Consider the following 22,894-nt stretch of genomic DNA (forward strand, 5'->3'; position numbering starts at 1 on the left):
TTGATTGTTTTTAAGCATTTTTTGCGCTTTTTATCGATATGTTCTTGAGGGAGAATCCTCCCATCATCAACCAGGTAACCGTTCACAGCGCACGGGCGACCTGAACAGGAGAAGAATCATGCTTGAACTCAGACCCTTCAACACCCTGGGCGGCGCAAACCACGGCTGGTTGGATGCCCATCATCACTTTTCGTTCGCTGAGTACTACGACCCAAAACGCATGAACTGGGGCAACTTGCGCGTATGGAATGACGACGTGATCGCTCCGGGCACGGGTTTTGCGAAACACCCGCATCGCGACATGGAGATCATCACCTATGTCCGTGAAGGTGCGATCAGCCATGAAGATAACCTGGGCAACAAAGGCCGTACCGAGGCTGGCGACGTGCAGGTCATGAGCGCAGGCACCGGGATTGCCCACAGCGAATACAACATGGAGTCTACGCCGACCAAAATCTTTCAAATCTGGATCATTCCCAATCAGGAAGGCGATGCACCGTCGTGGGGCGCCAAGCCGTTCCCTAAAGGTCAGCGCGAAGGATTTGTCACCCTGGCCAGCGGCAAGCAAGGCGACCACGAAACCCTCACCATTCGTGCTGATGCACGTTTAGTCGCGGCTAATCTCAAGGCTGGAGAAAGCGCAGAGTACCGCCTTGATAGCGGCCGCAGGGCCTATCTGGTTCCGGCGACCGGCGTGATTGAGGTCAATGGCCTGCGTGCACAAGCCCGCGATGGCGTGGCGGTCGTCGATGAAACCGTGCTGCGGGTAACGGCGATTGAAGACAGCGAAATTGTGCTGGTGGATGTCGCTTGATGTTGAACACTCCCGTGTAGGAGCGAGCTTTTGCTTTTAAAGATCAAAAACTCGCGACTACAGTGGATGGTGAGGTTTCAGGGCGCTGCGAGCGCCTTGGCATTTGCCTTGCGCCGCTGAATCACATACCCCAACACGGCCAACGGTGCAGTGGCCAGCATCACTTCGACAGTGATTTGCAGCGGTTGGCTGATGTAGGTCGACACCAGCAAACTGCTTAGAAAACACAGTCCAAGCTGCAAGGTGTTCTGCAATCCAGCTGCCTTGCCTGAATTTTCCGAAAACGGCTTCAGCGCGCTGGCCACCACAATCGGGTAGCTCGCCCCATTAACCAGCGCCATCAGGCAAAACGGAATCAGCAAGGTCGCCAGTGTCGGCTCGGTTTGCGTGGCCACCCAATACAACCCGCCCATGCTTGCGCAGTACACCAACAGCAGCCATGGCAACAGCGTGCGGCCCTTGATGTGTTGCAAGGCGCTGCGGCAACCATACCCACCCACCATAAAGGCCAGGGTCGGCAGTGCGTAGCTCAAACCAATGTCATTCGGGCTGTAGCCCATATCGCCTAAAATGAACGGCGAAGCGGTCAGCCAAGCGAAGAAACTCGCCGAACACGCCGCGAAAATCATCACATTACCGCTAAAAGTCGCGCTGCCCAGCAACTTCCAGTAACTCACCTGCGCCGTCACACGCTTGGGAACGTTGAGGCTACGGGCTTTTTCTTCAAGCAACAGTGTGGGCACGATCAGCAGCAGCGACAACCCCAGCAGTACGCCGAAAATGGCCTGCCACCCCAAGTGATTCAGCACCACAGCCCCCAACAGCGGGGCCAACGCTGGTGACAAACCCATCAGGGGCATAATGCCAGCAAATACCCGATTAGCCTGATCGGCCGGGTAACGGTCGATTACCAGCGCTTGCCAGGTGACCGCGGCCGCACAAATACCGATGGCCTGGATAAACCGCAAACCCAGCAACAGCGCAGTATTGTCGACCCACAGCATGCCCACGCAGCCCAGCGAGAACATCGACAAGCCCATCAAAAGCACAGGTTTGCGGCCCAAGCGGTCCGATAGCGGCCCCCACAACAACTGACCGAACGCAAAACCAGCCAAAAAGATGCTCAGGCTAGCTCCCACCGCGCCAGCTGACAGGCCCAACTCACTTCGCAGTGTGCCGAAAGCCGGCAGGTACATGTCCATCGCCAAGTAGCCCAACATGCTGAGCCCTGCGAGGTAACAGGTAAAACCAAAAGAATTCTTCATGCGCATCCAAAATCTGCCATCAAACAATTTGTTGACTGAAGCTCATTATCCAGCTGAGCATTAGCTTGTGAAGCGATAATAATTGCCTGATGGCATCAAATATTTTGAAGGTAACGTATGTGGTCCGAATACTCTCTGGATGTGATTGATGCAGTGGCTCGCCACGGCAGTTTTAGTGGCGCTGCGCAGGAGCTCCATCGTGTGCCATCCGCCGTCAGTTACACCGTGCGTCAACTCGAAGAGTGGCTCGCCGTGCCCTTGTTTGTTCGCCGTCACCGGGATGTCGAGCTGACACCTGCCGGGCAGGTTTTTGTCAAAGAAGCTCGCGACGTGATGAAAAAAATGCTTGGCACCCGCCGCTTGTGCCAGCAGGTGGCCAATGGCTGGAGCGGTCAGTTGCGGGTGGGCGTGGACTCGATCGTTAAACATCCACGTTGCCGGCAAATGGTGCTCGATTTCTATCGACACTTTCCCGACGTTGAGCTGATCGTGCAGTACGAAGTGTACAACGGCGTGTGGGATGCGCTGGTCGACGGCCGTACCGACATCGTGATTGGCGCCACGCGCGCAGTCCCGGTCGCCGGCAGTTTTGCGTTCCGCGACATGGGTTCTCTGCACTGGCTGTGCGTAGCAAGCCCCTCACATCCATTGACCGCAATCGAAGGCACACTCAACGACGAACAACTGCGCCCCTATCCTTCACTGTGCATGGACGACACGTCACGCAACCTGCCAAAGCGCGATACCTGGACCCTCGACAACCAGCGACGCATGATGGTGCCCGACTGGTCTGCGGGGCTGGCCTGCCTGAGTGACGGCCTGTGCGTAGGCATGGTCCCTGCGCATTTGGCGCAACCGTTGATTGAACACGGCCATCTGGTTGCATTGCAGTTGCAGCGCCCCTTCCCGGCCAGCCCTTCGTGCATTGCCTGGGCTCAAAACAATCACTCCCCAGCCATGAGCTGGCTGCTGGAATATCTGGGCGATACACCTACGTTGAACCAAGAGTGGCTCAACGAAAGCGGTGCTCAGCCTTAGTGGTCAAAAAGGATTGGATACAACGACACCACCAGCAATAGCGCCATCGCCACGTTAAACACCAGTAACCACTTGGGCTTGCTCAACACGCTGCGCAAGGCGCTGCCGCAGCCTGCCCAGACACAGACGCTGGGCAAATTGATGATGGCAAAAACCAGGGAGATGATGAACACATTGGCGATATACCCTTGGGACGGGGTATAGGTGGTGATCGCTCCAACGGCCATGACCCAAGCCTTGGGGTTGACCCATTGAAAAGCCGCAGCACCCCAAAAACCCAAAGGCTTGGCGTGTAATGAATCGGACGCAGACATCGGCCCCGACGTGGCTACTTTCCAGGCCAGATACAGTAAGTACGCAGCACCGACGTAGCGTAAAACCGTGTAGGCCATGGGCACAGCCTTGAACAGCCCACCCAGCCCCAAGCCGACGGCCAACACCAAAAACATAAAGCCAAAACTGATGCCCAACGCATGAGGAATGGTTCGACGAAATCCGAAGTTGACCCCTGAGGCCAGCAGCATGGTGTTGTTAGGGCCCGGGGTGATGGATGACACAAACGCGAAGAGCGCAAAGGCTGACAGAAGTTCGAAGGAAAACGGCATGGTGGCATCCGGCAATCTTGGAGAGTTCATTTACCCTATCGGATTACTTGGCTCGGATTGCGCTACAGCTGGACGTTATTTCGCCTACACACATTAAAGATAACGTTGAGATTGGTTTGCGTTTTGACTACATGGTTTTCACGCGACGTTCACATCGACAAGCCTAGATTGGATCCACTCCTTTAGTGAATCCCATTTGGCCTGCTCCCCCTAGCAGGCCTTTTTTTGTCTGCGATTCAAGGTTTCAATCATCCAGCTCTTTGGCGGCCTTGGCAGGTTTTGCAGGCTTGGCCGCCTTGTTAGAGGCACCCGTTTTGTCTGGGGCGTTCACCTCAGCCTTCGCCTGGGTTTCGTTTTCACTGGCAGGCAAGGCATCAATGGTGGTGAACAGTTTTTTGAGGTCGGCATCGCCCACGTCCTCAAGCTTTTTCTCGCCATCCTTGCCGATCAAAATCACCTTGGCCTTATCAATGATCATCCCCGGCTTTAACCCGCGAATCAGAGACATCGTAGACTGCGGTTCGAGGTCTTTGCCATCACGTTTGCCCGTAATACCCACAATGGTGTAGAGCACCATGTTGCGCTCGTTAAATCCCTGTCGATTGGCCGGATCTTCCAGCGCCTTCTTGAGGGTAACCAGTGTCGGGTCAATATCGGTACGGGCAACGATGATCAATGGGCGAAACTTCCCGCGATCCTGTTCAAGCGGGCTTGGAACTTCAACAGCCTGCACCATACTCGTCACCAGTACACTGGCGAGGATCAATAAACGGATAAACATCCAGATCTCCTTTTATTATCGGACCAGGTCCGCGAACATACCGCCAAGCGCTTGAAACACTCGGCGCTGAGCCTGTTGGACAAAGAGTAGGCCAAGGGTTCCATCCCGCCACCGGGTCATCGGACTTTGCCCGCCATGTTTATTTTTTGCAACTGCATCCATATCGCTCGCCCAAGGGTCGTACCTGTCACCGCTCCCTTGCTGTTAAGCGTGTGACTACCCTTTGGAGAAAATGGCATGAACGCAAAACGCTTGCTCAGCCAAACCTTACTGCCCCTGGCCGTCGGACTGGGTGTGGCAGCTCCGAGCATTTGTGTGCAGCCCCACTGCCAGAAAACATCTGCGTCCACGAGGGCCACAAGGTGACGATGAAGACGGGAGTGGGTTAGGCGAAATCACTTGCGAATATAAAGAAAAAGCTAACCAGTCCAGCCAAATCAAGTGACACAAATGGTAAAGAATTGGATGGATCTAAACTCCCAGGCACCCAGCTCGCGGCTGCCCCGCCAGACGCGGAACACCTAGCCTATCAACAGGTCAAGGCCAATCGGGACAAAGGCAAAGGCGCCATGAGCGACGAGACTTAAACAGGCAAACCTGCTGATCCAATTGATCGGCCGCACCGTCAAAGTGATTTGCCCCCTACCCGTTTTTTGGCCCGGTAATGACGTACCACCGCCAGGGACACCATCAGCACAATCACACCCAACACAATCGACAGGCGGTACGGTTTGAGGTCACCCAATACGCCTTCCAGAAACTCGCCGGCCCAGTACCCTGCGCAAGCAAACAAGGTTGCCCACGTTACAGCCCCCAACAGATTGATAAAGGTGAATTTCAAAGGTGAAACCTTGCACGCGCCAATCACCATCGGCCCGAGCAGACGCATCCCATACAAGAAACGTACGGAAAAAACCGATACCGTCGGGTGTTGATTAACCAACTGCGTCACCCGGTCAATAGTGGCTTGATGCTTGTGCAGCCGCGGCATCAGGCGCGCGCCAAAGTAGCGCCCTCCCCAGAAGAGCAACTGATCTCCCAGCATCCCGGCCAGGCTAGCGTAACCAATCACAGGCAACAGTTTGAGGACATGCTGGTGAGCCGCCATGCCGCCCAGAATCAGGATGGTTTCACCCTCTAACAGGCAGCCAATGAAAATGGCCAGGTAGCCATAGGTGGCCAGCAAGTAGTTGAAGTCGATGTGTTCAAACATGTGCGCTCTGTCGCTCCCTGCTGTCGAAAAGTCTTACGGTATCCTGCGAGTGCATACTGCCTCGCACTAGAGCGCGCACTGGCATCTGCCCCGCTCAATGCGTGTGACGATGATGAATATCCGGAAAATGCGGGTGGTTATGCCGAATCGGCACATGCTGATGCGTATGACTGTGCGCAACGCCAGCCGGTTCATCGCCGACATGCTCATGCTGATGATGCTCGTCATGCATATGACGATGGGTGTGCTCCAGCGGCTGATGTTGATGGGTATGGTCATGCGACTCGGTCAAGTGCAGCCACACGCCAGTTATCATGCACGCCGCGGCCAGCCAGAACAGCCACGAAACCGACTCGCCCAGCACCAGAATAGAGATGGCTGCGCCCAGGAAAGGCGCCGTTGAAAAGTAGGCACCGGTACGAGCAGCCCCCAAGCCTCGTAATGCGAGTACGAAAAGCACTAGGCTTACGCCATACCCTAAAAAGCCAATCAACAACGTAGGGGTCAAGACCTGAACAGGCACCCACTGCGCGCCCAGCATCAACGCGAGCGTGCAATTCACCAGCCCGGCAAACAAGCCTTTGGCCCCGGCGATGTACAACGCATCAGAAGCCGACACCTTGCGCGTCAGGTTGTTGTCTACCGCCCAACAGAAGCAGGCAAATGCCACCGCAAGCGGCCCAAACAGGGATTGCGAAACACCTGACGCCTGGCCTGACGGCCACGACAGTACAATCCCGCCCGCAATGATCGCCAACATGCCTAACACAATCCTGCGGTCTGCGTTTTCCTTGAACACCACCCAGGCCAGGAGCGCCGTCAGCACAGGTTCAAGGTTCAACATCAACGACGCCGTGGCGCCGCTAGTCCGGGTCAAGCCAAACATCAGCGCAACCGGTCCAAAAATCCCGCCAAACACAATCGCCCCGACCAGCCACGGCCATTCACCGACAGTCAGCCCCGAGCGCTTCCAGCCACGGTCACGAATACAGCGCGCCAGTAACAGACCCACGCCACTGCCCAGGTACAGGAGCCCGGCCAGCAACACAGGCGGGATCTCTGTGCCCAGCACTTTGGCCAGCGGAGTACTGGCGCCAAACAGCGCCGCCGCTGCCAATGCATAAATCACATTTGTATTCATCTAACCCACTTCTGCTTCAGCCGTGCCAACAGCCTAGCTTACTCACGCGGATCTGAACCGTGGGTGACATCGAGCACTGTTTACTGGCGCACTTGGCAAGCCGGCGGTAGAGCACAGTAACGCCATGAAATAAATCAGCGAAAAAACGTGCAAATCGACTCAGCCGAGCTTCACTTATCAGTAACAAGATGAACAACCAGCGCCAACGACAGCCTGTCGCTAACTGCCCGATCCCTCACGAGAGGACGCATCGGAGTGTGATCCAAGGGTTAGAAACCGCCGACAGATTACACCCCTATGCGTACCCCCCACTCGTAGGCACGCACGCCAGAAAGCTCGATCCAAGTGAATTCCCAGACGTGAGGCGATGAACTGGAGATCAGATCCAGCAACGACATCCAAACTTCATTTTTTAAAACAGAATCGACCGTATTCACTGTTAAGTAAGCAGCCGTTTCAATGCCTGCCATCAATCCTCGGGATTATTATCAGCCAGGGTTTTATTGAGTAAATCCCGAACAGCATTATCAGGCTCGCCCAACATTTGCGTGTTGAAAACGCGATCATCTGAAGAGCGCGTCGCCAAAAGCCCCCACGCCTTTGTTTTGTCCGGGCTGAAAACAACGATAAATTGATTATCGGCACAATCATGCGGCTTACACATTTGCCCTAAAGTATAGGTCTGCCCCCCCAGGACCACATTCTGCACAGGACTTGAAGTGCCTTGTCCGCTGCGAACCCATTCAGGAAAGGTAAACATCGCCTCGTAGGCTTTTTTATAGGGTTCTTTACTCGCAATATCGAACAGATATTGATCCGCCAAAGCGTCAGAAAAGATAAATGTCGTTGAGGCACCGATCAACGTTAAAGCCATGAAAGTCTTCATCCACCCACTCCTCAAACACCCACCAAGATGAAGCATCGTGCTTCAACCTTTAGCGATCTGCGACCATCCAATAATCATGAAAACGCATCCAGGGATCCAAAATGCAGGATTTTCTGTGCTAAGGCCCACAGTAAGAAAAATCGTCCCCACCACAAAGAATGGCTGTTTAAACGCGTTTTCCACCGTGCAGCCTCTTCAAGAATCAATCCCATCAAGCTACAAGGGCAGCCATGGCAGCGTCAAGAACGAACTGAGCGCTGTGCCTGAGCCCACTCGCGGCGTCACTCAGTCCAGCAACTGATAGCTGAAGGTATGGCATTGATTAAATTTGCACTGGACCCCAACGGAAACGAAATTGATAACCCCTACCGCGATGACATAAAGACTCAGCACCAGAGCAATCATGCTTAGCACCCGGTACTGCGTAAGAGGCTTCAACCTGGACGGTGTATTCGCGCCCCAAACGATCAGTTGCAGCGCTAAAGCGGTGATCAGGCAAACCGCAATAATCACCGACCATACAGGCATATGCAGCCCCAGCACTGCACTCCCGATATATTCGTGGCCTGGGCGAGGATAGATATCCAGCAAGGTTTGTCGAACTGAAACGACCAGTAAAAAAACCGAAAAAACCAGACTGATTCCTGTATTGGCGCAAGAGAACCCATGCCTGAACTGCTGGATTATTCCAAAACAGACAGCGAGCATTGCAGCCCGTTGAATCAAGCAAAGCGGGCAAGGCAACTCACCGCCTACATACTGCAAGATCATGGCCGTGGTTAATATCCCGGCAATAACCGCCAGCATGCCGAGCAGGTAGAGATAGAGTAACGGCGACGCAGCTTCATCCCATAAAACTGCTGCCTTACTGAAGTGATTTTTCATTTTAATCTGCGCTCCATCGCACACTTTCTACACCGTTGTTCAGGCGCATGAGCGAGCCGGGTAATCATCCACGGTATGCTGAACCTGGATCCAGGGCATTTGATACCCATAGTCCGGACTGTGGATTTCCCAAAGAAACTCTTTCACCGCCAATACAAAAAATAAAAACACCAATAACAAGGCGAATTTTCTATTGCCATACCAGCCCACAACCAGTGCCAGCGCAAGCACAGCAAAAACGATAAACATCATAAATAAGCCAACTCCCTTTGACCGCCCGTTCAAGCCAATGGGCATAAATCCTGATACAGGCTCGTCTGATATATCAACATCTCAAACTCAATAAATGTGCATCCAGGCGCTTCTGAAAATCAGGTTAGCCCAGCACTCTTCAAAATCAAGGTATCGCGGCCCTGTACGTAGGCACTATCACCGGCCAATGACGCTTATTTCGCCAACGCTTCTGGCTGAACTCACTTTAGGTAGTGAAGACACCCGCGCGGCATGTCTTGGGAAAACTTATCGACAACCACCATTTTTTCTCTTTCGTGCTTTCTATCGGGTAGGTTTCGGCGTAACTGACAAGCCAGCCCCACGGAAAAGAGGTTAGGTTCTGTACGAAAAGTAATGTCGTAAACACCGCATAGCACAGGCCAACGAAACCATCGCCGCATAACTTTTCGCGAGCCGCGCTGGCACGACCTTTTCCTGTGCTTACGCCTTCAACTCATCGGGTGTATGTGTTTTAAGCCAGTCGGCCAAGGCGGCGTTCATCAGGGTTTGCCAACCAGGACCAGATGCCTTGAATTGAGCCAGCACGTCCGAATCAAGGCGAACATTGACGTGCTCTTTGGTGGTAGCCGACTTTGGCCGTCCGCGCTTCGGTTTGAGCATTTCCTTTGCCTGGGCGTTGCCGAACAACCCCGCCAACACATCGCTGGCTGGCTTGGCCTTGGCGAAATCTTCGTCCGACCATTCCGGGTTTGCCGTATCGCCCCTCTCAGGATTCAGTTTCTTGGTCATAACTTTTGACCTCCCGTTTGTTGGCTTTACGAAAACTGATGACATGGACCGAATTACCACGAGAGGTAAACACCACGACATGCAGTCGATCACCTATGAACCCATAGCCCGATACCGGCACTCGCCGTAGTCGAATCGATCATCTTCTACGATCAAAGCGGTAGACCACTCAAAGTCCCAAACCTGGGCAAATGAGAGCCCACGCTCTTCAACGTTTCGTGCATCTTTAGCTGGATCATAAGTAATCTGCATGGATTTAATGTATCCACATCAAGACATCCACTGAATGTCCCGACCAGAGGTTTACAGCCCGATCAGAAAAGCCTGCCCAGCGCTTGAGGCACCCAATTCATAATCACCAGTTGCCCACTGTCCTCCCCTGCCGCTGATTGGTAGAGCTACTTTGACGGCAGGCTCAATATTGGGTCAGCCACCGTGCGGTTTCCTCTTGAACGCGGCGGTTACTGGTAACTCCTGATCGACCAGCCATCGCGCTTCGACAAGATGAAAGCGCAGTTTGAAAAAGGTAATAACTATAGGGGCTACTGGTGGTGCCCACCTTGTCTTGAACTGCTGCAAGTCGATGAATTATGGAGCGTCTAGGGCATTGCTGGCGGTTTGGGGCTTATCATACGCCCAAGGGCAAAGTTGACCAGGCATCGGGTAGTCATGTCCGTATCAGTCAACTGGCCCACTTGGTTTTGCCAAGCGGTCGGGCTTTTTCGACTTCGACCAGGTACCGAGCATTCATCTCTTTAAGCGTGGCGCCTTGGCGGCTCGCCCGTTCGATTGCACCGGGCTCATCCAACTGCGACTCGCGTTTCGCGCCCACACTTGGGCGGCCTGTTTACGGGCGAAAGTCTGGCTCTCTTGGTAGACTTGCACTCCGTCGCGCTTGATGCGGATCTGAACTCTATAGCTCACCGCCCCATCTGCCAGTTTTCTAGGCCTGATAGTCGCCATTTCGAAAGTGGTACGCGTCGGTTTAAAGGTGGTACATCGTACCGCCGAGACCTAAAAATCGCCTGAAAACGCCCCAAAACCGCCGAAAACACGTTGAGTAAAATGATTCAAAAAATGAGCTTTAGCCCAGCAGAATCACGCCCTGCGCTGTCCCGCCGCTTTAGTGTGGCACCCATGATGGATTGGACTGACCGCCATTGCCGCTTCTTTCTGCGCCTGCTGTCCAAGCAGGCGCTGCTGTACACCGAGATGGTCACCACTGGCGCGTTGCTGCACGGTGATGCCGAGCGCTTTTTGCGTCACGACGAGGCGGAGCACCCTCTGGCGCTGCAATTGGGTGGCAGTACGCCGGCTGATTTGGCTGCCTGTGCGCGCATGGCACAAGCCGCCGGCTATGACGAGGTGAATCTGAATGTCGGCTGCCCGAGTGATCGGGTACAGAACAATATGATTGGTGCTTGTTTGATGGCGCACCCGGCACTGGTTGCTGAATGTGTGAAGGCGATGCGCGATGCGGTATCGATTCCAGTGACGGTCAAGCACCGGATCGGAATCAACGGGCGCGACAGTTACGCTGAGCTATGTGATTTTGTGGGTACAGTGCGCGACGCAGGCTGCGAAAGTTTTACCGTGCATGCGCGAATTGCGATTCTGGAAGGGCTGTCGCCCAAGGAAAATCGGGATATTCCGCCGCTTCGCTATGAGGTTGCCGCTCAGTTGAAGGCTGATTTCCCTGAACTGGAGATTATTCTGAACGGCGGCATCAAGACACTGGAGCAATGCCATACGCATTTGCAGGTGTTTGATGGCGTGATGCTGGGCCGAGAGGCGTATCACAACCCTTATATTCTGGCCGAGGTCGATCAGCAGTTGTTTGGCAGTACCGATCCGGTTATTTCACGGGCGCAAGCGCTGGCACTATTGCGACCTTATATTGCCGCGCATATTGCCTGCGGCGGTGCGATGCATCACATAACGCGGCATATTCTAGGCTTGGGTCAGGGGTTTCCTGGCGCGAGGCGTTTCCGCCAGTTACTGTCGGTTGATATCCATAAGGCCAAGGATCCGCTGGCACTGCTGGATCAAGCCGGGGAGCTGCTGGAAGGCCGCTGAATCGCAGGCAAGCAAAAGGGGCCGCTCCTGCACAGACGGCCCCTTCTTCTCGCCACGCCAGACTCAATGGCGCTCGAGGGCATTCACCAGGTCATGAAAGGCTTCACGATTGGAATCGTTGAGCCCCATCAAGATTTTGTGCGCTTCGAGCACTTTGACCCGCACCACTTCTTCGGACTGGTCTTGCGACGGCAAGTCTGTCAGGCACTCAGGGCAAGGTATGGGTCTGTTGATGATGTTAAAGACCTGATCAAAGCCCATCGACTGCAAGAGCCGAGTGATGTCTTCATGGGTGGTCACGACAGTCGGCAACAGGCCTATTTTTTGACGCGACAAGATCGACAGCTTCGCCAGCAAGCCCAGTGTGGTGCTGTCGATGCTGCGGGTTTCGGTCAGGTCTATCACGATGGCCGTAAAGTTGCGCGCCGTGAAGATCCTTTCGATTGTCGCATCCAGTGCCGAACACAGTGTCAGGCGCACTTCACCCACAAACTTCAGGACGAAGGTGCCATCCTGTTCGGCGAACTGAATTCTACCGGTACTCATGTAAGATTCCTGCTTAACACCAACAGGGCGATATCATCCGGCATCTCCCCTAGCGTAGCTAATCCAAAAACCTGGCGCAGACCATCCAGGCTGCCACCTGCCGCTTTCACCAGTTGTGGCAAAGCGGCCTCTTTCTCTTTGAGCGTCTGCTCGGTCAAAAGATCCAAGATTCCGTCAGACATTAGCGTGAGGCTGAATGCGTCAGGCAATTGCAGGATGTGATCTTCATAAGTTGCTTCGTTAAACAAGCCAACCGGCAACCCTCGCCCTTCCAGATAGGACACGCTGTCTGGCGTGTAGAGCACTGGGAGTGGCAAGTGCCCGCCGATGCTGTAAGTCAGGCGCCCGGTCTCTTCGTCAATCACACCGCCAACCATGGTCACATGCTTGCCCAGCTTGCAGTTGATCAAACCCCGATTGATATGCCCAAGCACCTCTGAAGGCTTGAACTCGGGCAAGGTGCCGTTGCGCTTGGACTCAAACAGCAGGCGCGTGGTCATGAACTTGAGCAGCACCGTGACAAACGCTGAAGAGGCGCCGTGCCCGGACACATCGGCCAGGTAGAACGCAACCCGGCGCTCGTCAACCCTGAAGTAGTCGACAAAATCACCGGACAGGTACAGGGATGGAATGATCTGGTGCGCAAAGTCAAACTCGGCAATCGACCAAGGGCTTATCGGCAGCATGTTCATCTGAACCTGCCTGCCCGCGTTCTGGTCTTCCTGCAACAAATGCAGGCTGGCTTCGAGTTCACGATTGGCCGCCTCCAGCTTGTCACGGTAGCGCTGGTTCTCGAGCAGCAGCCGAGCACGGTCCAGCGCCCGATGAACGGAGTGCTCCAGAACAGCCAGGTCTTCGAGCGGCTTGATCAGATAGTCCGCGGCGCCCAAACGCAACGCTTCGACCACATCACTCATCACCCCAGCACCCGAGATCACGATCACTGGGGTTTGCGAGGCGCGCTGTGCGACCTGACGAATCAGCTCAAGGCCACTCATTTGCGGCATGCGCAGATCGCAGATCACTAAGTCTGGTTGCTCTTGGTCGAACACCTTAAGACCCTGCATGCCATTACTGGCCTGGAGGACGCTGAAGCCGCTGTCTTCCAAATAGGCTGCCAAGCTGGCACGCACTACTTCGTCGTCATCAATGATCAGCAGCGTGGCACTGGTTTTTTGCATGTGGGCAAATGGCGCCAGAATTAGGTTGGCGTAAGAACTCGAACACGTCGGGCTCTACGACTGAATTGGCTTGTGAACATCCTCGCTCAAATCGATTGTCGCGCTCGATCCTACAAAGGTTGCCCATGTAAGGCGCAGACGGTACTCCCATCCGCCAGGGGTTTCAAGCTCAGCCAGAGAGTGGCCTGTAGTGTGAGTTACGTTAAATTACCCCGAGTTATAAGAACCTCGCGCGCTGCAACTAAAACCTAGGTTACAACCCACCTCAACTGATAATTTTTCTCATTTGCAGAGATGCAAAAAACGGCCACAGGGGCCGTTTTTTTACACGCAGGGGTAAACGACTTAAAAGTCGTCTTCAACTTGCCCGTCTTTAACTCTGAACTCGCGGTTTTGCAGGTAGGCGTTACGAATAAAGATGTATTTGTCGCCCGTGATCAGCTTTTCAGCCGACAACAAGCTGGCGCGCGCATCAATAACGTCCATACCGATCGCCATGTTACGTGCCGGAATATCGTTCATGTAGCGGTAAGGCTCGGTGAAGGTGTCCGGGTAAATGCCCACTGCGTCCCGCACGGTGCTCGGGCCCAGCAGTGGCAGCACGACATAAGGACCGCTCGACACGCCCCAACGACCCAGAGTCTGGCCAAAGTCTTCATCGTTGCGGTGCAGGCCCATTTTGGTGCCCACATCAAAGAAGCCGCCGATACCGAAAATGGTGTTCATCAGCACACGAGAGGTGTCTACACCCGCTGCGTGAGGCTTGGCTTGCAGGATGTCGTTGGCCAGGTTACGCACGTCACCGATGTTTCGGTACATGTTATGGATGCCATCTTGCAGGAATTGCGGCGTGATGAACTGGTAGCCCTGCGCAATTGGCTTCAAAGCATAGGTATCAAGTGTATCGTTGAACTTGAACGTGATGCGGTTGATGCCTTCCCACGGGTCATCCTCAGTGGCTGCATTGGCTGCAAAGGGAACCATGACCACACTGGCACAGACGCATAGTTGAGCAAGACGATTAGTCCAGCGCATAGCAAAACTCCTTGAGAATACTTAACACTCGGGCGCTACGCCCTGGGTCAGGCGGTGAGTATAACGGCAATTGCATTTTTGGCAGCCCCCAACAGGCACCCTGAGCAGACTGGGGGAGCCGCCAGACGTTGCGCCATCGGCAAGTTTCTTTTTACAAGTTCCTCGGCGCGTCAAAAAGTGCCGGCCGGCGATTTTGATAGAGATCATGCACTCTGAGCGTGAGTGGATTAATCTAGACGCCCGCTTGCAGACCTTTTGCTTACCTCGAAGGTCTACACCAGAGCCTATCAATAAAGGATGAATGCTATGCCTGCCCGCGAACTGCAAGAAAAACTCGACTCCTTGCGCGAGCAACTGGATAAAAATGCGCCATTGTCTGACACCGAACGTCATGACCTGAACGAACTGACACAAAAGGTCGAAGCACAAATCAAATTAGACAATGCCACTCAAAACACCAGCCTTTCTGACGAGGTCAATCTGGCCGTGGAGCGTTTTGAAGTTGAGCATCCAGCCTTAGCCGGTGCCCTGCGCAATATCGTTCAAACGCTGGGCAATATCGGGATCTGACTTCCCGCCAAACGCCAGTCACAACAAAGCCCCGACTCAGTTCAACTGAGCCGGGGCTTTGTTTTAGTGCTCAGGCTGTCAGAGCCCTGTTTGACCGCTCAACGCCAGATCCAGCAGCTCACGGTTAGCCACTGCATACATCGCGTAGTCGTTACCGGTCGCTGCACGCAGGTCGACCAGCATCGAGCGCCAGCGCTCAACCATCGACTGGTTTTGCTCAAGCCACAACGCCAGACGCGCTTCGATCTCGACCGGGGCATCGACCATCTGCAATACCGAGACGGTTATTGCTCGCTGTTGCCAATCGATGTCGTCACGGAACGCTTCACGGGCCAGCGCCTGCCAATTGTTTTCTACCGGCAAGTTGCTGATCTGCTGCAGGTACCAGGTCAGGTCCAAGGCGCTGCCCACCGCGAAGTACGCTTTGGCCACATCGGCTGCATTCTGACCAGTGACGTCCGAGGCTTCGATAATCGGCAGCAAGGTGTACAGATGTGTCGTACCAGCAACCATGCGAGCCAGCAACTCGGGAACGCCTGCTTGCACGTACGCCTGATAGCGGTTCTGCCAGCCCTCGCGGGTTGGGCCTTCCAGCAGTTCGTCGAGCTTGAGCCCCAGCGCTGCCAGATGCGGACCGAAGTGCGCGACATCGCGTGCTGCGTCCAGTTCGTTGCGACGGCTGCGCAGGAACCAGCGTGTGGCGCGACGCCCCAGACGCATCAATTCATCCATCAGCGCCAGCTGGATTTCAGCCGGGACTTGATAGTCCAGTGCTTCGATCTGACGGAACCAGTGCGGGAGGTGGAAAATGTCACGCACGATCACATAAGCACCGGCCACGTTGGCTGCGCTCATGCCGGTCGATTCTTTGAGGCGCTCCACAAAGGTGATGCCCATGTGGTTGACCACGTCGTTGGCAATCTGCGTGCTGACGATCTCGCGCTTCAGGCGGTGACGACGCATGGCCGCCGCAAACTTGCTGACCAGCATCGGCGGGAACGCTGTTTCCATGTCGCGGGTCAGGTAGTCGTCATCCGGCACCTGAGAGTTGAGCAGCGCTTCTTTGAGGTCGATCTTGCTGTACGAGATCAATACCGACAGTTCAGGGCGGGTCAGGCCATGGCCAGCGGCCACACGCTCGTTCAGTTGCTCCTCGGACGGCAGGAACTCAATGGCACGGTCAAGCTTGCCACGGGCTTCCAGATCACTCATCAGGCGCTTGTATTCAGCAATCCGCTCATAGGCACGACGCGCCGCCAGAGAAATGGCCTGCGTCTGCTTATAGTTATTGCCCAGTACCAGCGCGCCGACTTCATCCGTCATGCTGCCGAGCAATTGATTACGCTGTTTCTCGGTCATATCGCCAGCCTGCACCACTTCATTGAGCAGGATTTTGATATTCACTTCGTGGTCGGAGCAGTCCACACCGCCGGCGTTGTCGATAAAGTCGGTGTTGGAGCCGCCGCCATTGAGACCGAATTCAACGCGTCCCAATTGGGTCATGCCCAGGTTACCGCCCTCGCCCACGACCTTGCAGCGCAGTTCGTTACCATTCACGCGCAACGCATCGTTAGCCTTGTCGCCCACATCGGCGTGGCTTTCGGTGCTGGCTTTGACGTAAGTACCGATACCGCCGTTCCACAACAGATCCACCGGCGCCTTGAGCAAGGCGTTCAGCAGTTCAGTCGGGGTCAGCTTGTCAGCACTGATCGCAAACCGCGCTTGCATCTCAGGTGAGATGGCGATGCTTTTAGCGCTACGGGAGAAGATTCCGCCGCCTGCCGACATGATGCTGGTGTCGTAATCCGACCAGGCCGACCGCGGCAGATCGAACAGACGCTGACGTTCAGCGAAGCTGCTGGCCGGTTCAGGATTGGGGTCAATGAAGATGTGCAGGTGGTTAAAGGCAGCCACCAGTTGCAGCTTGTCGGACATCAACAAGCCGTTACCGAACACGTCGCCGGCCATATCGCCCACGCCGACCACGCTGATGCTGTCTTTCTGAACGTTGACTCCGCGCTCTCTGAAGTGGCGCTGTACGCCGACCCAGGCGCCTTTAGCGGTAATGCCCATTTTTTTATGGTCATAACCGGCCGAGCCACCGGAAGCAAAGGCGTCACCCAGCCAGAAGCCATAGTCAATCGCAATGCCGTTGGCAATGTCAGAGAAGGTCGCAGTGCCTTTGTCGGCAGCCACCACCAGGTAAGGGTCATCCTCATCGTGACGCACTACGTTCAGTGGCGGTACCAGCGCGCCATCCTTGAGGTTGTCGGTGATGTCCAGCAGGCCGGAAATAAAGATCCGGTAGCAGGCAATCGCTTCGGCCTGAATCTCGTCGCGCCCGCCGCCCAATGGCAGGCGCCGCGGCACGAAACCACCTTTCGCTCCCACTGGCACGATGACCGAGTTCTTCACCTGTTGCGCCTTCACCAGGCCCAACACTTCGGTTCGGAAGTCTTCTTCGCGGTCCGACCAGCGCAAACCGCCGCGAGCAACGTTACCGAAACGTAGGTGAACGCCTTCAACTCGCGGCGAATACACGAAGATTTCAAACTTCGGCACCGGCTTGGGCAGATCAGGAATCAGATGCGGGTTGAATTTAAAGCTGAAGTACGAACGGTTCTGGCCATGGGCATCCGGCTGGTAGAAGTTTGTCCGCAGCGTGGCTTTGATCAAGTCCAGATAACGACGCAGGATACGGTCTTCGTTAAGCACCTGGACATCGTCCAATGCCGTCAGAATCGCCTGCTCCAGACGTTGCTGCTTGTCTTCCAGGTCATCGGCGGTCAGCTTGCGCGCCAAGTAGAAACGCGTTTTGAACAACCGGGTCAATTCGCGAGCGATGTCGGTGTGGTTGTTCAGCGTGCTGGCTATATAGCCCAGGTCGAAGCCCAGCCGGATTTGCTTCAAATAACGCGCATAAGCACGCAGCAACGCTACATCGCGCCATGGCAAGCCCGCGGTGAGCACCAAGCGGTTAAACGCATCGTTCTCAGCGTCACCCTTAACAATGTGCACAAACGCATCTTGTAGCGTGTCATTGAGTTGCTGAATGTCCAGGTTCAAGCCTTCGCCAGCCGTAAAGGCGAAGTCATGAATCCAGAACTCACGGCCATTAACATGGCGCAAGCGGTATGGAAACTCGCCCAGTACGCGCAACCCCAGGTTTTCCAGAATCGGCAGCACATCAGACAGCGCTAATGGCGTGTCCGCGTGGTAAAGCTTGCAATGCAGCTCTTGACCGGCGCTCTGCCCCAGAGGTTGGTAGAAGCTCATCACCAGCGGATTTTTTTCGCTGAGGCTCATCACGTGCTGCATGTCGACCACGGCCGAATGCGCGGCAAAGCGCTCGCGATAACCTGCCGGGAAGCCTTTCGGGAAATCGGCCAGCACTTTGGTGCCATTGGCTTCGCCGAAGCTTTCAACCACTAAGCTGGCATAGTCGTCCTGCCAGCTGCGGCAAGCTTGAACCACTTCTTTTTCCAGCAGCAACGGATCAATATCTATCCGCTTTTTTGGATCAACCCGCAGAATCAGTTGCACCCGGGCCAGAACCGACTCAGAGAAGAACGTCCAGAACTCGCAGTCAGAAGCTTGCAGGCGATCCATCAGGACCTGCTGAATTTTCTGCCGGACTTCAGTGGAGTACACATCGCGCGGCACATAGGCCAGGCAGTAGCAGAAACGTCCGTACGGGTCTTTGCGCAGGAACACGCGGATCTTGTTGCGCTCCTGGATCTGCACAATCGACATCACGGTACTGAACAGCTCATCCACCGGGGTCTGGAACAAGTCATCACGCGGCAGCACTTCAACCACCTGCGCCAACTCTTTGCCCAGGTGAGCCTTAGCCTGGAAGCCCGAGCGACGCTCGATTTCAGCCACTTTGCGACGGATATAAGGAATAACCCGCACGCTCTCGCCGTACACCGAAGAGGTGTACAAGCCCATAAAGCGGCATTCCTTGACCACCTTGCCGTCGGCATCAATTTGACGAATCGACACGTAGTCCGGATACGCCGGGCGGTGCACACGGCTTGGGTGGGCGGCTTTGGCGAACGACAGCAGGGTCGGTTCACGCAGGTAGCTCACGGCATAATCTTCGATGCGCAGGTCTTCGGCAGTCAGCCCGGCGCGCAGCAATTTGGTCAGGCCAAGGAACGACTGCGGGTCATATTCGATATGGCCGCCATCCGCCTCGTCACGCACCACAAACTCTTCATAGCCCAGGAACGTGAAGTGGTTGCCCACCAGCCACTCCAGAAAACTCTTGATCTCGGCCTTCTCATCGGCGTCGACGGCATACGGGCAACTGTCGACACTTTCCAGCAATTGCTGAACCTTGGCCTTCATCGGTTCAAAGTCAGCGACCGCGATACGCACTTCGCCCAGAACCTGTTCCAGTTCCTTGCTCAGTACATTCAATTCAGCGGCATTCGAGCAACGGTCAATCTCCAGGTACATCAGCGATTCTTGCGAAATGCCTTCGCCGGTCGTGCCCTTGGGCAAAATTTCCAGCAACTCGCCCTTGCTGCCGCGACGAACGCTCAACACCGTGGTTTGCAGGGTATGGATGCTGTAACCGCGGCGGTTCAGCTCGGTGCGTACCGAGTCCACCAAAAATGGCAAATCGTGATGCAGCACTTCAACCGCAGTGTGGGTTGACTGCCACCCGTGACGCTCATAATCCGGGTTATAGACCCGTACTTGAGGGTGCGCCGGATCAAAACGCTCAAGCAGGCGCCAGGCCGACAGCGTACAGCCGGCGAGGTCGGACATGCGACGTTGAGTCAGTTCGTCCAGAGAAATGATGCCGAAGAACTGCTCGGCAAACAGGGTTACTTGTGGCAATGCCTGTTCACTGATGTGCTGGGCCAGTGCTGCTTGCAGTTGATGCTGGAAGTCGGCTTTGCTGGCTGCGGTGAAGAACGCCATCTGTGGTACTCCGCTTGGGCTTGTTATTGAGAGACGCGTCGCGTGCTGTTCCCGCGTGGGGAGCTGCCAATACTGTGCTCAACCTTCAGGAACACAGCGTGACAGGGAGGTGAAGCTGATTGCGGCCTAAGGGTCACATTCATGTTCCGGGATGGGTATCTGCAAAAACGACTGCCGGATAAACAGGCTGTGCCTTTAGAGATAGCTATCTGCAACGCAGCTTAACGACTGTGTCGCCCGGCCTGCTTGCGGTGCAGCGACATATTCGGTCATGGGGCGGCAATCTTATGACCCGCTCAAGAACAACCCTAGCACTCGAAAGTTATAAAACCTCATAAAAACGCCTTAATTTCCGTCAGCGTTATCAGAAATGACTTACACGCCATGGTTGGGTATTACTCAGAAACCAAGATTCACCCTGCATAAATCTGCGCAGGCTGGCAAAATCGGCTTTTTAGATGCGCAGCAAGCGCCAGGAATGACCTTCATGCAAATGACCACCGCCCTTCTGATGGCCAACCCGTGCGATGACGAAGAAGACAACATGGCCATGCTGTGCTGCCACAGCGACCAGGGCGAGATGTTTCTGATGAGCCGTTACCCGGACGAAGACGTACTGGAGATCACCCTTGGCGATGCTGATCCCTCGACCCTGGATGGGGTCAAGGTCACGCTCAGCGCCACTCGGGTGCTGATTGAAGTGGCGGCCGATGATACCGACGCGCTGAATGGCGCTGACCACCTTGAAATCTTGCATACCCTCGACAGCAGCGACTTGGCCGAGGTTGAAGAAACCCTGAAAAACATACTAAAGGGCACGGGCACGTACGTCAGCGAACTGAGCTAAAACCCCCGCTAGCCCCTGTAGGCGCCAGCGAGCCCTCAGGGGATATGCAAACCGACAGGTAGGCCCACCATGCGCCAACGCTTCGATGCCCACTGCCACATCATCGACCCGGCTTATCCGCTGATTCCCAATAATGGCTATGTGCCCGAGTTTTTCAGTGTCGATGACTATCTGGCACGCTCCCAACCCTTGGGCATCGTCGGTGGCGCCGTAGTATCGGGCTCCTTTCAAGGCTTTGACCAAACCTACCTGATTGCCGCGCTAAAGCGACTTGGCCCAGGCTTTGTCGGGGTGACTCAATTGCCCTGCAGCGTCACCGACACCGAGCTTGAAACTCTGAATCAGCAAGGTGTACGCGCCCTGCGCTTCAACCTCAAGCGCGGCGGCTCTGAACAGCTTGACCAACTCGAATCACTGGCCAGGCGCGTCTTTGAATGCGTGGGCTGGCATTCCGAGTTGTACATTGACTCGCGCGAACTGGCGCCATTACATGACCGTTTACTGCGATTGCCAGCACTGAGCATTGATCATCTGGGGTTGAGCCACGAAGGCCTGCCGAGCGTGTTGCGCCTTGCCGAACACGGCGTACGCATCAAAGCCTGTGGCTTTGGCCGGGTTGACTTTGCCGTGCCACAAGCCCTGAAAGCCATCCACAGCGCCAACCCGCAGGCACTGATGTTCGGGACCGACCTGCCTTCAACCCGCGCGCCTCGTCCCTTTGAAAACAACTATATAGCGCTACTTATTAATGCGATAGGCGAAGATGGCGCAGACAAGGCCCTGTGGCAAAATGCTCAGGATTTTTATCGCTTGGCCTAACGGCTGATCACCCGATCCCGACTCATCGCGATCACGCTGCCGTGTAAGGTCAGACACACGTTTTGCGGGCGATTGAAGACTTGCAAGCGTCTGGCGTGCCCCCTGTAAAACACGCCACAGATGAGCACAATTCTCAACAAGCTGCGGGTTTTAGGGTTTTTCCATAAAAAGCCTGACGGCGATTAGTCCGATCCACCTCCAATGGATTAAAGTATCGCCCCCAGCCCCGGCGTAACATTTACGCCGCCGGTGTCCTTTTCAGGAACAGTCATCGATGGAACATCGTGAAGCGCTATTGGCGCTGCGAACCTTTCTTTCAACGCAGATTCTTGGTCAAGAAAAGCTCATTGACCGCTTGCTGATCGCGTTGCTGGCTGACGGCCATATGTTGGTCGAAGGCGCTCCCGGCCTGGCGAAGACCAAAGCCATCAAAGAGTTGGCCGAAGGCATCGAGGCACAGTTCCATCGCATTCAGTTCACCCCCGACCTGCTGCCTGCCGACATCACCGGCACTGAAATCTATCGCCCCGAAACCGGGAGCTTTGTCTTCCAGCAAGGGCCGATTTTTCACAATCTGGTGCTGGCCGATGAAATCAACCGCGCGCCGGCCAAAGTGCAATCAGCCCTGCTTGAAGCCATGGCCGAGCGCCAGGTCAGCGTCGGGCGCAGCACCTACGAGCTGTCGCCGCTGTTTTTGGTGATGGCCACCCAGAACCCGATTGAGCAGGAAGGCACCTACCCGCTGCCCGAAGCCCAGCTCGATCGCTTTTTGATGCACGTCAAAATCGGTTTCCCGGACGCAGCCGTCGAGCGGCGCATTCTGCAACAAGCCCGTGGCGAAGCCCTCAACGGTGAAACAAAACCCGAGCGCCGGGTCAGCCAACAGGCCATTTTTGCCGCACGCAAGGAAATCCTCGGGCTGTACATGGCCGATGCTGTAGAGGAATACCTGGTGCAACTGGTGATGGCGACCCGCACCCCTGGCAAATTCGACACAGAAATGGCCGACTGGATTGCCTACGGTGCCAGCCCGCGTGGCTCGATTGCGCTGGACCGCTGCGCCCGAGCCCACGCCTGGCTGGCCGGGCGCGACTTCGTCAGCCCCGAAGACATTCAAGCCGTGCTGTTTGACGTGCTGCGCCATCGCATCATACTGTCATTTGAGGCCGAAGCCGCAGGTATTGACCAGGACCGCGTGGTGCAACGCATCCTTGATGTCGTAGCCGTTGCCTGA

At 55.3% G+C, this 22,894-nt stretch carries 21 protein-coding genes and 3 pseudogenes; 8 read left to right on the forward strand and 16 right to left on the reverse strand.

Going from position 1 to position 22,894, the window contains the following annotated elements; all coding sequences use genetic code 11:
- Window positions 1-118 precede the first annotated feature (118 nt).
- A complete protein-coding gene (locus ACIQYF_RS05340) occupies window positions 119-814 on the forward strand; it encodes a pirin family protein (protein WP_402857655.1) in 696 nt (231 codons plus the stop codon).
- A 77-nt stretch (window positions 815-891) separates the two neighbouring features.
- On the opposite strand, the gene punC is transcribed toward ACIQYF_RS05340, so the two are convergent.
- Window positions 892-2,079: a purine nucleoside transporter PunC gene (gene punC / locus ACIQYF_RS05345; protein WP_402857658.1), complete on the reverse strand. Its 1,188-nt coding sequence runs from the start codon at window positions 2,077-2,079 to the stop codon at window positions 892-894.
- Between the two features lie 117 nt (window positions 2,080-2,196).
- On the opposite strand from punC, the gene punR reads away from it, so the two are divergent.
- The gene (gene punR / locus ACIQYF_RS05350) at window positions 2,197-3,117 is read left to right on the forward strand and encodes a DNA-binding transcriptional activator PunR (RefSeq protein ID WP_402857661.1); all 921 of its coding nucleotides are present in this window, start codon (window positions 2,197-2,199) and stop codon (window positions 3,115-3,117) included.
- On the opposite strand, the gene ACIQYF_RS05355 is transcribed toward punR, so the two are convergent.
- The 10 genes and pseudogenes from ACIQYF_RS05355 to ACIQYF_RS05400 all read right to left on the reverse strand — a co-directional run bounded on the left by ACIQYF_RS05355 (window position 3,114) and on the right by ACIQYF_RS05400 (window position 9,903).
- Complete coding sequence (locus ACIQYF_RS05355) at window positions 3,114-3,722, reverse strand: LysE family translocator (RefSeq protein ID WP_402857664.1); 609 nt, start codon at window positions 3,720-3,722, stop codon at window positions 3,114-3,116. The two genes, punR and ACIQYF_RS05355, sit on opposite strands and share 4 nt — an antisense overlap.
- Window positions 3,723-3,966: 244 nt before the next feature.
- Window positions 3,967-4,503, reverse strand: a complete 537-nt coding sequence (locus tag ACIQYF_RS05360) for a DUF4174 domain-containing protein (RefSeq protein ID WP_402857667.1) — start codon at window positions 4,501-4,503, stop codon at window positions 3,967-3,969.
- 625 nt (window positions 4,504-5,128) lie between these two features.
- On the reverse strand, window positions 5,129-5,716 hold the full coding sequence (locus tag ACIQYF_RS05365) for a DedA family protein (protein WP_402857670.1): 588 nt from the start codon (window positions 5,714-5,716) through the stop codon (window positions 5,129-5,131).
- A gap of 94 nt (window positions 5,717-5,810) precedes the next feature.
- On the reverse strand, window positions 5,811-6,857 hold the full coding sequence (locus ACIQYF_RS05370) for an EamA family transporter (protein WP_402857673.1): 1,047 nt from the start codon (window positions 6,855-6,857) through the stop codon (window positions 5,811-5,813).
- Between the two features lie 287 nt (window positions 6,858-7,144).
- On the reverse strand, window positions 7,145-7,327 hold the full coding sequence (locus tag ACIQYF_RS05375; RefSeq protein ID WP_402857676.1) for a hypothetical protein: 183 nt from the start codon (window positions 7,325-7,327) through the stop codon (window positions 7,145-7,147).
- Window positions 7,327-7,743: an Ivy family c-type lysozyme inhibitor gene (locus tag ACIQYF_RS05380; protein ID WP_402857679.1), complete on the reverse strand. Its 417-nt coding sequence runs from the start codon at window positions 7,741-7,743 to the stop codon at window positions 7,327-7,329. Before ACIQYF_RS05380 ends, ACIQYF_RS05375 begins: the two co-directional genes overlap by 1 nt.
- Before the next feature lie 285 nt (window positions 7,744-8,028).
- Window positions 8,029-8,628, reverse strand: a complete 600-nt coding sequence (locus tag ACIQYF_RS05385) for a disulfide bond formation protein B (protein ID WP_402857682.1) — start codon at window positions 8,626-8,628, stop codon at window positions 8,029-8,031.
- 39 nt (window positions 8,629-8,667) lie between these two features.
- Window positions 8,668-8,880, reverse strand: coding sequence for a hypothetical protein (locus tag ACIQYF_RS05390; protein WP_402857685.1), 213 nt, complete (start codon window positions 8,878-8,880; stop codon window positions 8,668-8,670).
- A 462-nt stretch (window positions 8,881-9,342) separates the two neighbouring features.
- Entirely contained in the window at window positions 9,343-9,651 is a 309-nt protein-coding gene (locus ACIQYF_RS05395) for a BrnA antitoxin family protein (protein ID WP_402857688.1), read from the reverse strand.
- Window positions 9,629-9,903 (reverse strand): annotated as a pseudogene (locus ACIQYF_RS05400) (BrnT family toxin). The gene ACIQYF_RS05395 and the pseudogene ACIQYF_RS05400 overlap by 23 nt, the downstream one beginning before the upstream one ends.
- A gap of 144 nt (window positions 9,904-10,047) precedes the next feature.
- Between ACIQYF_RS05400 and ACIQYF_RS05405 the strand changes: the two are divergent.
- Window positions 10,048-10,251: pseudogene (locus ACIQYF_RS05405) on the forward strand (hypothetical protein); the annotation flags it as partial.
- Window positions 10,252-10,280: 29 nt separating this feature from the next.
- On the opposite strand, the pseudogene ACIQYF_RS05410 reads toward ACIQYF_RS05405, so the two are convergent.
- Window positions 10,281-10,614, reverse strand: a pseudogene (locus ACIQYF_RS05410) (site-specific integrase); the annotation flags it as partial.
- 114 nt (window positions 10,615-10,728) lie between these two features.
- On the opposite strand from ACIQYF_RS05410, the gene dusA reads away from it, so the two are divergent.
- Window positions 10,729-11,727: a tRNA dihydrouridine(20/20a) synthase DusA gene (dusA, locus tag ACIQYF_RS05415; RefSeq protein ID WP_402857691.1), complete on the forward strand. Its 999-nt coding sequence runs from the start codon at window positions 10,729-10,731 to the stop codon at window positions 11,725-11,727.
- A 63-nt stretch (window positions 11,728-11,790) separates the two neighbouring features.
- On the opposite strand, the gene rssC is transcribed toward dusA, so the two are convergent.
- The 3 genes from rssC to ACIQYF_RS05430 form a co-directional block, all read right to left on the reverse strand.
- Window positions 11,791-12,273, reverse strand: a complete 483-nt coding sequence (gene rssC / locus ACIQYF_RS05420; protein ID WP_322241332.1) for an anti-sigma factor antagonist RssC — start codon at window positions 12,271-12,273, stop codon at window positions 11,791-11,793.
- Window positions 12,270-13,454 carry a two-component system response regulator RssB gene (gene rssB / locus ACIQYF_RS05425; protein ID WP_402857696.1) on the reverse strand — a complete coding sequence of 395 codons (1,185 nt, stop codon included), beginning with the start codon at window positions 13,452-13,454 and terminating at the stop codon, window positions 12,270-12,272. Before rssB ends, rssC begins: the two co-directional genes overlap by 4 nt.
- Before the next feature lie 345 nt (window positions 13,455-13,799).
- Window positions 13,800-14,489: a VacJ family lipoprotein gene (locus ACIQYF_RS05430; RefSeq protein ID WP_402857699.1), complete on the reverse strand. Its 690-nt coding sequence runs from the start codon at window positions 14,487-14,489 to the stop codon at window positions 13,800-13,802.
- Window positions 14,490-14,795: 306 nt separating this feature from the next.
- Between ACIQYF_RS05430 and ACIQYF_RS05435 the strand changes: the two genes are divergently transcribed.
- A complete protein-coding gene (locus ACIQYF_RS05435) occupies window positions 14,796-15,059 on the forward strand; it encodes a DUF4404 family protein (protein ID WP_402857701.1) in 264 nt (87 codons plus the stop codon).
- A 78-nt stretch (window positions 15,060-15,137) separates the two neighbouring features.
- Here ACIQYF_RS05435 and ACIQYF_RS05440 read toward each other — a convergent pair whose 3' ends face one another.
- Entirely contained in the window at window positions 15,138-19,994 is a 4,857-nt protein-coding gene (locus ACIQYF_RS05440) for an NAD-glutamate dehydrogenase (RefSeq protein WP_402857704.1), read from the reverse strand.
- 487 nt (window positions 19,995-20,481) lie between these two features.
- Here ACIQYF_RS05440 and ACIQYF_RS05445 point away from each other — a divergent pair, with 487 nt between their 5' ends.
- The 3 genes from ACIQYF_RS05445 (at window position 20,482) to ACIQYF_RS05455 (ending at window position 22,894) form a co-directional block, all read left to right on the forward strand.
- Window positions 20,482-20,841, forward strand: coding sequence for a hypothetical protein (locus ACIQYF_RS05445; protein ID WP_402857707.1), 360 nt, complete (start codon window positions 20,482-20,484; stop codon window positions 20,839-20,841).
- 69 nt (window positions 20,842-20,910) lie between these two features.
- Complete coding sequence (locus ACIQYF_RS05450; protein WP_402857710.1) at window positions 20,911-21,660, forward strand: amidohydrolase family protein; 750 nt, start codon at window positions 20,911-20,913, stop codon at window positions 21,658-21,660.
- 274 nt (window positions 21,661-21,934) lie between these two features.
- A complete protein-coding gene (locus tag ACIQYF_RS05455; protein WP_240878637.1) occupies window positions 21,935-22,894 on the forward strand; it encodes a MoxR family ATPase in 960 nt (319 codons plus the stop codon).

This window comes from Pseudomonas sp. NPDC096917 (assembly GCF_044762555.1).
Classification (GTDB): domain Bacteria; phylum Pseudomonadota; class Gammaproteobacteria; order Pseudomonadales; family Pseudomonadaceae; genus Aquipseudomonas.

Bases quoted from the DNA above. Each gene is read 5' to 3' on its own strand.
- ACIQYF_RS05340 (WP_402857655.1), top strand. From the start codon at position 119: ATGCTTGAACTCAGACCCTTCAACACCCTGGGCGGCGCAAACCACGGC.
- punC (WP_402857658.1), bottom strand. From the start codon at position 2,079: ATGAAGAATTCTTTTGGTTTTACCTGTTACCTCGCAGGGCTCAGCATG.
- punR (WP_402857661.1), top strand. From the start codon at position 2,197: ATGTGGTCCGAATACTCTCTGGATGTGATTGATGCAGTGGCTCGCCAC.
- ACIQYF_RS05355 (WP_402857664.1), bottom strand. From the start codon at position 3,722: ATGCCGTTTTCCTTCGAACTTCTGTCAGCCTTTGCGCTCTTCGCGTTT.
- ACIQYF_RS05360 (WP_402857667.1), bottom strand. From the start codon at position 4,503: ATGTTTATCCGTTTATTGATCCTCGCCAGTGTACTGGTGACGAGTATG.
- ACIQYF_RS05365 (WP_402857670.1), bottom strand. From the start codon at position 5,716: ATGTTTGAACACATCGACTTCAACTACTTGCTGGCCACCTATGGCTAC.
- ACIQYF_RS05370 (WP_402857673.1), bottom strand. From the start codon at position 6,857: ATGAATACAAATGTGATTTATGCATTGGCAGCGGCGGCGCTGTTTGGC.
- ACIQYF_RS05375 (WP_402857676.1), bottom strand. From the start codon at position 7,327: ATGGCAGGCATTGAAACGGCTGCTTACTTAACAGTGAATACGGTCGAT.
- ACIQYF_RS05380 (WP_402857679.1), bottom strand. From the start codon at position 7,743: ATGAAGACTTTCATGGCTTTAACGTTGATCGGTGCCTCAACGACATTT.
- ACIQYF_RS05385 (WP_402857682.1), bottom strand. From the start codon at position 8,628: ATGAAAAATCACTTCAGTAAGGCAGCAGTTTTATGGGATGAAGCTGCG.
- ACIQYF_RS05390 (WP_402857685.1), bottom strand. From the start codon at position 8,880: ATGATGTTTATCGTTTTTGCTGTGCTTGCGCTGGCACTGGTTGTGGGC.
- ACIQYF_RS05395 (WP_402857688.1), bottom strand. From the start codon at position 9,651: ATGACCAAGAAACTGAATCCTGAGAGGGGCGATACGGCAAACCCGGAA.
- dusA (WP_402857691.1), top strand. From the start codon at position 10,729: ATGAGCTTTAGCCCAGCAGAATCACGCCCTGCGCTGTCCCGCCGCTTT.
- rssC (WP_322241332.1), bottom strand. From the start codon at position 12,273: ATGAGTACCGGTAGAATTCAGTTCGCCGAACAGGATGGCACCTTCGTC.
- rssB (WP_402857696.1), bottom strand. From the start codon at position 13,454: ATGCAAAAAACCAGTGCCACGCTGCTGATCATTGATGACGACGAAGTA.
- ACIQYF_RS05430 (WP_402857699.1), bottom strand. From the start codon at position 14,489: ATGCGCTGGACTAATCGTCTTGCTCAACTATGCGTCTGTGCCAGTGTG.
- ACIQYF_RS05435 (WP_402857701.1), top strand. From the start codon at position 14,796: ATGCCTGCCCGCGAACTGCAAGAAAAACTCGACTCCTTGCGCGAGCAA.
- ACIQYF_RS05440 (WP_402857704.1), bottom strand. From the start codon at position 19,994: ATGGCGTTCTTCACCGCAGCCAGCAAAGCCGACTTCCAGCATCAACTG.
- ACIQYF_RS05445 (WP_402857707.1), top strand. From the start codon at position 20,482: ATGCAAATGACCACCGCCCTTCTGATGGCCAACCCGTGCGATGACGAA.
- ACIQYF_RS05450 (WP_402857710.1), top strand. From the start codon at position 20,911: ATGCGCCAACGCTTCGATGCCCACTGCCACATCATCGACCCGGCTTAT.
- ACIQYF_RS05455 (WP_240878637.1), top strand. From the start codon at position 21,935: ATGGAACATCGTGAAGCGCTATTGGCGCTGCGAACCTTTCTTTCAACG.